Annotated in this window: 12 protein-coding genes; 9 read left to right on the top strand and 3 right to left on the bottom strand. The window is 41.8% G+C overall.

Annotated elements, in window-relative coordinates; all coding sequences use genetic code 11:
* The first annotated feature begins 224 nt into the window (after positions 1-224).
* The 5 genes from ABFX15_RS08945 to ABFX15_RS08925 all read left to right on the top strand — a co-directional run bounded on the left by ABFX15_RS08945 (position 225) and on the right by ABFX15_RS08925 (position 3,581).
* Positions 225-371 carry an FAD-dependent monooxygenase gene (locus tag ABFX15_RS08945; protein ID WP_346025085.1) on the top strand — a complete coding sequence of 49 codons (147 nt, stop codon included), beginning with the start codon at positions 225-227 and terminating at the stop codon, positions 369-371.
* Positions 372-504: 133 nt separating this feature from the next.
* Positions 505-930: an OsmC family protein gene (locus tag ABFX15_RS08940; protein WP_346025084.1), complete on the top strand. Its 426-nt coding sequence runs from the start codon at positions 505-507 to the stop codon at positions 928-930.
* 45 nt (positions 931-975) lie between these two features.
* Entirely contained in the window at positions 976-1,779 is an 804-nt protein-coding gene (locus ABFX15_RS08935; RefSeq protein ID WP_346025083.1) for an alpha/beta hydrolase, read from the top strand.
* Positions 1,780-1,784: 5 nt separating this feature from the next.
* Positions 1,785-2,234 (top strand): GNAT family N-acetyltransferase, encoded by a 450-nt coding sequence (locus tag ABFX15_RS08930; RefSeq protein WP_346025082.1) that lies wholly within the window; start codon positions 1,785-1,787, stop codon positions 2,232-2,234.
* A 459-nt stretch (positions 2,235-2,693) separates the two neighbouring features.
* A complete protein-coding gene (locus ABFX15_RS08925; protein WP_346025081.1) occupies positions 2,694-3,581 on the top strand; it encodes an NERD domain-containing protein in 888 nt (295 codons plus the stop codon).
* A gap of 239 nt (positions 3,582-3,820) precedes the next feature.
* Here ABFX15_RS08925 and ABFX15_RS08920 read toward each other — a convergent pair whose 3' ends face one another.
* On the bottom strand, positions 3,821-5,059 hold the full coding sequence (locus ABFX15_RS08920) for an aminopeptidase (RefSeq protein ID WP_346025080.1): 1,239 nt from the start codon (positions 5,057-5,059) through the stop codon (positions 3,821-3,823).
* 274 nt (positions 5,060-5,333) lie between these two features.
* Here ABFX15_RS08920 and ABFX15_RS08915 point away from each other — a divergent pair, with 274 nt between their 5' ends.
* Positions 5,334-5,912 carry a TetR/AcrR family transcriptional regulator gene (locus ABFX15_RS08915; protein WP_346025079.1) on the top strand — a complete coding sequence of 193 codons (579 nt, stop codon included), beginning with the start codon at positions 5,334-5,336 and terminating at the stop codon, positions 5,910-5,912.
* A 67-nt stretch (positions 5,913-5,979) separates the two neighbouring features.
* Here ABFX15_RS08915 and ABFX15_RS08910 read toward each other — a convergent pair whose 3' ends face one another.
* Both ABFX15_RS08910 and ABFX15_RS08905 read right to left on the bottom strand, forming a co-directional pair.
* Positions 5,980-6,825 (bottom strand): aldo/keto reductase, encoded by an 846-nt coding sequence (locus tag ABFX15_RS08910; RefSeq protein WP_346025078.1) that lies wholly within the window; start codon positions 6,823-6,825, stop codon positions 5,980-5,982.
* Between the two features lie 163 nt (positions 6,826-6,988).
* Entirely contained in the window at positions 6,989-7,441 is a 453-nt protein-coding gene (locus ABFX15_RS08905; RefSeq protein WP_346025077.1) for a flavodoxin, read from the bottom strand.
* A 285-nt stretch (positions 7,442-7,726) separates the two neighbouring features.
* Here ABFX15_RS08905 and ABFX15_RS08900 point away from each other — a divergent pair, with 285 nt between their 5' ends.
* From ABFX15_RS08900 to ABFX15_RS08890, 3 genes are all read left to right on the top strand, one after another.
* The gene (locus ABFX15_RS08900; protein WP_346025076.1) at positions 7,727-9,163 is read left to right on the top strand and encodes a glycoside hydrolase family 1 protein; all 1,437 of its coding nucleotides are present in this window, start codon (positions 7,727-7,729) and stop codon (positions 9,161-9,163) included.
* A gap of 170 nt (positions 9,164-9,333) precedes the next feature.
* The gene (locus tag ABFX15_RS08895; protein WP_346025075.1) at positions 9,334-10,245 is read left to right on the top strand and encodes a diacylglycerol/lipid kinase family protein; all 912 of its coding nucleotides are present in this window, start codon (positions 9,334-9,336) and stop codon (positions 10,243-10,245) included.
* A 71-nt stretch (positions 10,246-10,316) separates the two neighbouring features.
* On the top strand, positions 10,317-10,928 hold the full coding sequence (locus tag ABFX15_RS08890) for a hypothetical protein (protein ID WP_346025074.1): 612 nt from the start codon (positions 10,317-10,319) through the stop codon (positions 10,926-10,928).
* Positions 10,929-10,996 lie beyond the last annotated feature (68 nt).

The following is a 10,996-nucleotide window of genomic DNA, read 5'->3' as shown; positions in this document are numbered from 1 at the left end:
CTTCTTTCTTTTTGTCTACTTTAATTTCTTGCCCTACTATTTTACTTTCCGACAACTATTTTACACATAGATTTTCATTTACATAAAGACATTTAAAAGATAGAGCAAGCAGCTGAAGCAACGATTAGCCTGCGAATCTGCTGTCTCAGTTGTCAATATCAGCCCCCTCATATACACTGAAAGCATAAGTGACGGAGCTGATTAATAAAAAGGAGTGAACTTGCATGTCAGAAAAAGAGGTACTGATTGTAGGCGTTGGACCAACAGGACTCGTTCTGGCTATGGAACTGGCTTATTACAATGTCCCGTTCAAACTGATCGATCAGAAGTCAGGTCCTGGGGAGTCATCAAGAGCCATGCTGACCGTATGAAACCTTTAAAATAAGCATTATGAATAAGATTTGCTAAATGATTATGTAGAGGAACATTTTTTGCGTGTGCATTTTTTCAAGTAAATATGCTATCCTTTAATAAGTAATGAATAGATGAAATGGAGTGGATAAGATGAAAGTATCAACAAAGTGGGAAGGCAATCTGGCCTTCACGATGACTAATCCAGACGGGAACCAGGTCAGAATGGATGCCCGCAAGGAAGCTGGAGGAGACGGAACAGGTGCGTCACCAATGGAGACCGTCCTAGGCGGTCTGGCAGGCTGCATGGGTATCGACATGTACATGATTTTGAAGCCGTATCAGGACAAAATCAGCCGTATGGAAATTGACACTGATGGGGAAAGAAATGACACACCACCTAAGTTCTTCACGGCAATCGAAGTGACCGTCCATGTTGACGGAGACGTACCGGCCAGCCGTGTATGGCGTGCGGTCAAACTAAGTGACGAGAAATACTGTTCAGTAGCTAACTCACTGAAAGCTGACTTAAGTTATAAGGTTATCCTGAACGGTGAAGAAGTTTCTGACGAAAAATAATTTAGACAGGCAGCAGGTGAGGCCTGTTCATTAGGAGAGTGACACATGGCAACATTGAACGTAACATTTCAATCTCGCGAATTGATGAGAAAAGTTTCGTTTTCAGCAGTGATTCCATCTTCAATAAAATCCTTGTATGACCCGGAACCGATTGAAGAAACAAGTGGTTCTCTAAAGACTCTGTACCTGCTTCACGGCTGGGATGGGAATCACGAAGACTGGATCCAGAATACTCGGATTGTCAAATGGGCGACAGAATACAACATCGCAGTTATCATGCCATCCGGCGAAAACAGTTTTTACTTCGATCATCCGAGCGAAGACAATTACGGAAAATTCATCGGAGAAGAGCTGATTCGAGAAACACGGCGGCTCTTTCCGCTTTCTGAAAAAAGAGAAGACACCTTCATCGGCGGCTTGTCGATGGGAGGCTACGGCGCTTTGAGAAATGGCTATGCTTATCCAAATGTATTCAGTAAAGTCATCGCCTTGTCGAGTCGGATTTTCCAGAAAGATGACCCATTCCACGACTTGTCAGAAGATAATCCGATCAACAGACGTGTCTGGCATCTTCTTGGCAGCAAAAGCTATAGCGCGATCACTGATGAGATGGACATTTATAAACTGATCGAAAGGTGTGCCAACAAACCGGAGCTGTTCATGGCATGCGGAACTGAAGACTTTTTGATCGAAGAGAATCGTGCGCTGCATACATGGCTGAAGGATCAGGGGCTTGATCACGATTACATGGAAGCACCCGGCGAACACAACTGGGACTTCTGGACAAAGTCGATGCAAAAAGCTCTTCCGTGGGCGCTTGAGCTGACTTCAGAACATGACAAAGGATAAGTAGAATGATAAGCTTAGTCGAGGTCAATGAGGCAAACTGGCGTGAAGTAACAGAATTGAAGGTGTCGGACGAACAGACTGTCCATATCGAGTCGAATGCCCAGTCACTGCTCGAAGCTGCTTACGACACAAGTCTGGACTGGCACCCATACGGGATTTATTCGGAAAACAATCTGATCGGCTTTGCAATGATTGGAGCGTACAACTCAGAAGAAAAATATATCTGGCTCGACCGGTTGATGCTGAGCCATGATGTGCAGGGCAAAGGTTTAGGGACAGATGTAATGCGTGTGATCATCGAGTATATCTCTAATAATTGGAACGTATCAGAAATCGTTCTAAGCGTGACTCCAGATAACCACGCCGCAATCGGGTTCTACAAAAAAGTCGGCTTCCAGTGGCTCGACAAGACCGATCCAGCTAACGGTGAACAGCTGATGAGTATGAAAATTTAGAAATTTCGGAGACGAATGCCTTATAAAAGTTAGATATGAGGCATTCGTCTCTTACTTTTATGTCTCAATGCTTCTTAAAGCTCCATTATGAGGCATTCGCGGCTCTCAAACTGATTCCAATGCTTCATAAAAGTAAGATATGAGGCATTGAGCATAGCAGAATAGACGGTACTGATTCCGTTAATGACTGAAAGACATAGAAAACAGCGGAAAGATTGTAGTTATAAGATAAATGCCTAATAAAAGTAGGAAAAGAGGCACACGCCTCTTTTTTTGTTTCCCACTATCTTATATACAGCAGATAAAATGTATTGCAACTAATAAATTGAGTAGACAGTGATCCGTTGCATAAGATATATCTAACTGAATTTAATCATTATTCCACTCTTTTGACAGTATATATAATAGAGGCTATCAAAGGAGAGGGTACTTATCATAATAAAGAAAAGAACTGAACCTATGCAGTTGAAAATATTGAACCAGCTGGCGATTAGAAAGGGGTTGAATCCGGAAGATAATGACTATAGAAATCATTTAATCAAAGGGTTTGAAGGTGAGCAGAAATTTGACAAGCTGCTCGATGAACTAAATGATGAGCATTTGATTATGCAGGATTTAAGTCTGGAGATTAATCGACAGACTTTTCAGATTGATGCCATTGTTATAACTGGAAACAAAATTATGCTATTTGAAATTAAGAATTATCAGGGAGAGTACACATTTCACGAAAATGAACTTAAGAGCTATCCATATGGTAACATCATACTAAACCCACTGAGTCAGCTCAATAGATCCTGCACCTTACTAAGAATGCTCCTGGAAAAAATTGATATCAATAGTCCAATAGAAGGTCAATTAGTATTTATTAATGATTTTTTTGTGCTTTATCGAAACGTGGAGCAAAGAAGTCTTCTATTGCCTCAGCAGATAAGAAAATATATTATCCAAATGAATAAGCAATCGGTACCAGTTCGGGCTGCTCAAAAAGCATGTGCTGATAGATTATTGCGTCTTCACAAAACTGAAGATCGGTATATTCAGGTGCCTGAATATACATTTGAAGATTTAAACAAGGGTGTCTATTGTCCGAAGTGCAGTCTGACATTGAGAAAGAAAAATAGGCGAACAGCCTATTGTCCACATTGTGGCTTCTTCGATCTGAATACGCGTATCATATCGAATGAAATCAAGACTTTTAGTCTACTGTTTCCCGATTACGATCTAAAAACGTCGGTCATTTATGACTGGTGTGGGACTTTTTTTACTAAAGATAGTATCCAGAGGACGCTGGCAAAGGAATATATAGAAAAAGGAAGCAGAAAAGGAACGTATTATGTAAAAGAATAAGGGGAAAATACAGATAAAACAGACGAATGCCTTAAATAAGTTAGATATGAGGCATTTGTCCCTTTTTATTACGTCTCAAACCGTCATAAAAGGAGTATATGAGGCATTCATCCTCAGTTTAGCACCACCAATGCCTCATAAATCAATATATGACCCATTGAGCACCCTCTTCAATCAAACAAAGCCATAAAAAAGAAAAAACTCACTTGCTAGGCAAGTGAGTTTCAACATCTATTATATTACGCCCAGGCACCTTTACGGAATACAGGGACGCGGGTTCCATCTTCACGGATCCCATCAATGTCCATTTCGTTTGATCCGATCATGAAGTCGACGTGTACATCTGAACGGTTCAGGCCAGCTTCTTTCAGTTCTTCTTCAGACATTTCGGTCCCACCTTCAAGGTTGAAGGCATATGCTGAACCTAAAGCCAGGTGGTTCGATGCATTTTCATCAAATAATGTATTGAAGAAAGTCAGTCCTGACTGAGAAATAGGTGACGCGTCCGGTACGAGTGCGACTTCTCCTAAGCGAGCAGCACCTTCGTCTGTCTCAATCAGTTTCTTGATGACCTCTTCGCCTTGATCAGCAGTCACGCTCTCAACTTTTCCGTCTTTAAAGTGGAATGTCATGCCTTCGATAATCGTTCCGGCATAGCTCAATGGTTTAGTTGAAACAACGACACCATCAACTCGGTTTGCATCTGGTGCAGTGAAGACCTCTTCAGTAGGCATGTTAGCCATGAATCGCTCGCCACGGACGTTCAAGCTTCCAGCGCCTTCCCAGCGGTGACCTTTCGGCAAGCCGACTGTTAAGTCTGTTCCTGGGGCAGTGTAATGTAGGGCAACAAATTGCTCTTTATTCAATTCCTCAGCTTTAGATTCCAATGTCTTGTCTTTTTCAGCCCACGTAGCAACTGGGTCTTCATCATATAAATGAATAGCCTTGAAGATTGCGTCCCATAAAGCATCAACGCGTTCTTCGGCAGTTTCCAGTTCAGGGAACACTTTTTCAGCCCATTTTTCACCAGATGCAGCAGCAACGACCCAGCTGACTTTGTTTGACTGTGTTGCTTTACGCATAGCAGAAAAGGCACGGCCATTAGCTTTTTGAGCAGCAGCAATCTTGTCACTGTCTAGACCTTTCAGTGCATCAGGGTTAGAAGATCGAACACTGATCCGGCTGGCGCCTTTTTCGATATGATCGAGAGACTCATCCACTTTATACTGAGGGACTGTCGACACAACCTCTTCTGGAGCATATTTGAAAGTAGAACGGGTGATTACATCATCTGTCCATTTAACGATGACTTCCTTCGCACCTCTTTTGTAAGCTGCTTCAGTAATGAGTCGTGCTAAAGGGGCCTGGTCAACATCAATACTTAATACAACAGTGTGACCTTCGGATACGTTGACTCCAGTTGAAACGAGCAAGTCAGCATATTTTTTCAGATTATTTTCAAAATTTGGTAAGACCATATTTATTCCTCCTAAAATTTTATTCACCTTAGTAATCTTAGCATAGATGACAGTTTGTCACAATCTAAAAGAAGAGCCATCACAGTCTAATATGATTATTATTAAAATGCCGCTCTTTTATTAGAATAAAATGTATGATTTTGTAACTGGACAGTGAGTAAGGTGAATGTTCTTACAAAGCACCTTTTCGGGTGTGGTTAAATATGTTATGCTATTTTTTAAGAGTTAAGGTTGGCAAGGTATATTGATCAAGAGACACAAGGAGAGAAAGACGATGCCTCGAAAAAGAAGAATCTTAAAGCACCATATACTGGATGCTGCTTTGGAATTAATGCGTGAAGAAGAATTTAACCGATTTACTGCAAGAAAAATTGCAGAATCCTTAAACGCTTCCACGCAGCCAATTTATAAAGAATTTAAGAATATGGATGATTTAAAAGTCAACTTGACTGCTTATGTTCAAGATAAAATGGATGAGTGTATATTCAAGCTGGAAGATGAGCAGCTGCAGATCCGTGATGTGTGTAAAAATTATATACTATTCTCGAAAAATGAAGGCTGTCTCTTCGCTGCATTATTTATGGGAAGAGAAGTTAATGTCACTACATTGCATGCATACATTTTTAATCAGCTTCATCTTGTCCTGGATAGACATGAAAAAGCACAAGGTCGAAGCAGAGAAGATAAAGAGCAGCTTCTAGATATTCTCTGGCCGGCAGTCCATGGCTTTGCCATACTAACTGCACAAGGCAAATACGAAATGCCGGACGAAGAGTTGATTGAGAAAGTCAATGATATCGTGGACCACTCTATTGAAGTATGGAGCAAAAGTCTGACTGAGCAAGCAAACTAAAAAACCATCAGCTGCAATAGATTTTTTGAATCTGCTGCAGCTGATGGTTTTTTTATATAAGTCAGAATTAAAATTCGATTGTATCTGGGTCGGTCGCTTCTCCGGCACGTCCTTTAAGGCCGTCTATGACTGCCATATCTTCAGGACTGATTTCAAAGTCGAATATATCCGCATTTTCCCAAACGCGTTCTTTCGTCACTGTCTTAGGAAGAGGGAGAAAGCCATGCTGAAGGCTCCATTTCAGAACAAGCTGAGCAATTGATTTATCATATTTTTCAGCCAGTTCTTTCAGTTCTTCAACATCAAAAATTTTACCTGTCCCAAGTGGACTGTAAGCTTCTGATACGATGCCATGTTCCTTGTTGTATTTGACAACTTCAGGCTGCATATCACTCGGGTTAAGTAAAATTTGATTGACAGCGGGTTTTATTTTTGCTGTTTCAAGCAGTGGGTCAAGGTGGTGAGGTTTGAAGTTGGACACACCAAGCGTCTTGATTTTACCAGCCTCGACTGCCTCTTCCATCGCTTTCCAGCTGCCAGCATTGTCTTCCTTCCAGTTATCACGCGAATAGATAGGGTTTGGCCAATGAATCAGGTAGAGATCGATATAGTCCGTATCGAGTCTGCTTAGAGAATTTTCAATGGCTTCTTTTGTTTTCTCATAGCCATGCATACGGTTCCAAAGTTTTGTTGCTAGGAAAATTTCTTCTCTCGGTACACCACTTTCTTTAATCGCTTCGCCAACTGCTTCTTCGTTCTTATAGGCAGCTGCTGTATCTATGTGACGGTAGCCTGCTTCAAGTGCCCATAAGACGGACTGCTTGGCCTCTTCATCACTGGCCTGCCAGGTCCCGAATCCCATAACAGGTATCTTCAGCCCGTTATTCATTTCATACGTATCAGTTAATGCCATGTCCATTCCTACTTTCTTAATAATTAGTACCTATTGAAAAGTATACATAAACATAGAATAGAGTGCCAATGAAATCGCTTTTGTAAAAGAATGTAAAAAAACTCCATCCGTCAAGATTAGTCACTTATCAAAAAAGTGATAAATCCTGGGACAGAGCATAAGGTTAAAGATTGTTGTAAGCATCAAGCAGTTTCTGTGCAAAAGCTTTAAGGTTTTCGCTATCTTCTTCTTCAGGATTCAGATTGACTTTAACATTCTCCGCACCTTTTAAAGCACCAGTTTTTTCAAACTGTTCATCAAAATCATCTACTGATTTGCAGTATTTTTCATAAAACGTATCACCTGATCCAAATGATCCAAAAATTTTACCAGTTAAATCGACTTCTTCTAGTTCTTCATAAAAGTCCACAATTTCATCCGGCAGATCTGCATCCGTTCCGTAGGTGTATGTACCAACTACTGCAATGTCAGCATCTGTAAAGTCTTCAGGATCCGCAAAGACGCTTTCTACGACTTCTACTTCAGCTCCCAGTTCCTGAAAAGCCTCTTCCAGTATTTCCGCACACTCTTCAGTATTACCAGTCAGACTGGCATATACGATCATCACTTTGGGCATGACCATCATCCTTTCTACGTGGTTACCCTGCAACCTATTTCTAAAAAAGCATACCATGAAATTGAGAGAGATTCAATAATTCAATAATTCATTAATTCACAAATGAGAGGTACTTTACAATGAAAGAATCTGAAAAGAAGGACTGCATTGAAGTTATGGATGTAAGCTCTTTCGGTTATAATTCACACACATGATTTATGAAGAAAAAATTCAGTGAAATAGGTGGTACTTTCCTATGAATCCGTTATACTGAAAGAGAATTGATATTATACAGGGAGTGAGAGAATGGATCATCAAACATTGGATGCATTTCCGGATAATTTTCTCTGGGGATCAGCTTCAGCTGCCTATCAGGTAGAAGGAGCAGCGAAAGAAGACGGCAAAGGGGAGTCGGTATGGGACCGGTTCGTGCAGATTCCTGGCAAGACTTTTAAAGGAACCACTGGTGATGTGGCTGTAGACCATTATCACAGATATAAAGAAGATGTGGCCCTTATGGCTGAGCAGGGACTCAAGGCTTACCGTTTTTCTGTAGCGTGGAGCCGGATCATACCGGACGGCGATGGTGAAGTGAATGAAAAAGGACTTGAGTTTTACGATAAACTGATCGATGAACTGCTGGCTCATGGCATCGAACCTGTTCTGACACTGTATCACTGGGATATCCCTCAAGCACTTCAGGATAAGTACGGCGGCTGGGAAAGCAGGCAGGTCATCGAAGACTTTACGCGTTATGCGGACATTCTGTTCCAGCGCTACAACAACAAAGTCAAATATTGGGTCAGTCTGAATGAGCAGAACATTTTTATTATGCTAGGTTACCGCATGGCCGCGCATCCACCTAACGTAGTAGACGAGAAACGGATGTACCAGGCCAATCATATTGCCAACCTTGCCAACGCATCTGTTATCAGACGCTTCAGAGAACTTGATATAAACGGACAGATCGGGCCAAGCTTTGCGTATGGACCGACATATGCGCTCGACAGTCATCCATTGAACCAGCTGGCAGCTGAAAACAATGAAGCGTTCAATGCTCACTGGTGGATGGATGTATATGTTTTCGGAGAGTACCCAAAGGTTGTCTGGAAGTATCTGGAGAGAAGAGGGTTGGCACCTGCAATTGAAGAAGGGGACATGGCTCTTCTTAAATCAGCGAAGCCTGACTTCATGGGACTGAACTATTATCAGACCGCAACCGTCGAACATAATCCAATTGACGGCGTGTCTGCAGGTAAGATGAATACTTCAGGTAAAAAAGGAAGCAGCGAAGCAAGTGGACTGCCTGGCGTATTTAAATCTGCAGACAATCCTTACGTCGAACAGACAGACTGGGACTGGGATATCGATCCTGTTGGTCTGAGAATCGCCTTGAGACGAATCGACAGCCGCTACAACCTCCCCATCATGATTACTGAAAACGGACTGGGTGCTTATGACAAACTAGAAGAAGACGGATCAATCCATGATGATTACCGTATCGATTTCCTTAGAAAACATGTTAAGGCGGTTCAGGAAGCCATCACTGACGGTGTCAACGTTCTTGGTTACTGCACATGGAGCTATACTGACCTTCTGAGCTGGTTGAACGGCTATCAGAAGCGGTATGGTTTTGTCTATGTCGATAGAGAAGAGCTGGATGAAAAGGAACTGAAACGATATAAAAAAGACAGTTATTTCTGGTATAAGAAAGTGATCGAAACCAATGGAAAAGAACTGTAAATAAAGAATTGAAGTTATAAGCAGTCTTGATTGTCTTAGATGCCTACAGTAGAGCCTATTACTGAGCCTGATTGATCGAGGCTGTTTTTTCGACTATTTTCTTACATTCAAGTACACTGATAGGAGCACATACTTATTATAAAAAGCCTGTTGAGAAGGAGTCGAGTCTAGTGACAAAAGCAGTTGTAATCGTCAACCCAACCTCCGGTAAGGAAGAGGGCGAAGAATACGGTCCAGAAGTCAAAAGAGAGCTGGAGAAGTTATATAGTGAAGTAGAATTGAGATGGACAGAAGGAGAAGGGGATGCGACTCATTTTGCCAGAGAAGCCTGCCGTGAAGAAGTAGACGCTATTTATGCTTTAGGTGGAGACGGGACTGTAAACGAGTGTATCAATGGAATTGCACCTGAAGACTACCGTCCACCTTTCGGCTTCATACCTCTTGGCACGGTCAACGATTTAGGAAGAGTGCTCGATATTCCTATGAATCCAAAAAAAGCGGTAGAAAAGCTGACAGAGCGGACAAAACGGGTGATCGATGTCGGGAAGATCAATGATCAGTACTTTGTTGATATCGTTGCTATCGGGTCCATCCCGGATGCTGTACATGAAGTGCCGATCGAGAAGAAGACTAAACTGGGTCCGCTGGCGTATGTCATTGAAGGCGTCAAGGCAATCAATGAAAAAGAAGTGTACCCATTTAAGTTTGATGTGGACGGTGAAAAGCTAAATGAAGATTCATTTCTCGTATTAGTTGCACTCACCAACTCGGTAGCTGGGATTACAACCATGATACCAGAAGCTAGTGTTGATGATGGGTACCTTCATCTAGTCGTTGTGAGAGGAGATACGATTGCTGAAAAAATCAATCTGGTGCCAAAGATTTTTACAGGAAATGTCACGGACGACGAGAATGTTCTTTACAGAAAATTTTCTAAAGGATCGATCAGTCTGAAAGAAGGGTATGAGAAGGAAATAGTTACTAATGTAGATGGAGATGAGGGCGATTCGCTACCAATTGACCTGGAAGTGAAAAAACACCACATGACCGTTTTCGTTCCAGACACAGACAATAATCAGTAAATGCTGGATTTTACAGTCGAGAAAAAATAGTAAGAGCAATAAATGCAGAGAGTAAAGAGGACGATAAACATATGGCAAAGACTAAAGTAAAAGAAATACTTCAATCCGAAGAGTCAAATAAAGAAAAATTCAGCTACCTCTGGGGCTATTACAAGTGGCATGTGATTCTTAGCCTGTTTGCACTCCTTGTGAGCGGATACCTCCTGGTTGACTGGATCAATCGTCCGATCACCTATTTTCACCTGACTGTTCTGGCACCTGAAGTAGATTTTGATGAAGAAGAACCACTGTCTCAGGAATTGAATCGTCTGCTGGAACCTGAAGGAGCAAACGAAACAGCTTATGCTTCATTTACTCCTCATGGTCAGATGGCTGAACGATTTACAGCACAATTCACAGCTGGGGAGTATGATGTCATTTTAATGGACGACTTTTCATTCGAAGAGTACTCTGAATACGACACCATGCAGGAATTCCGTCTATCAGGACTGGACGACGAAGACTATTATCAGCCGGACCATTATGACAACCCGGTCGGTGTAGACTCAAGTGTCATCCCATTGCTAAAGGAGTACCGGACAACAGATGACCTGATTCTGGTCATCCCAGGGAACACAACCAGACGAGAAGCCATCGTGGAATTTTTCGCGACTCAAGGTTTTGAGTTCGAATTTATTGATTAACTCAAGTTTTGCAGTTGAATATCCAGGTTTAACCCTTGCGGTTATTGAAACTTCTTATAAATAATTAT

The organism is Alkalibacterium indicireducens, assembly GCF_039522005.1.
GTDB classification, from domain to species: domain Bacteria; phylum Bacillota; class Bacilli; order Lactobacillales; family Carnobacteriaceae_A; genus Alkalibacterium; species Alkalibacterium indicireducens.
This window is presented reverse-complemented; position numbering and strand designations above follow the sequence as displayed.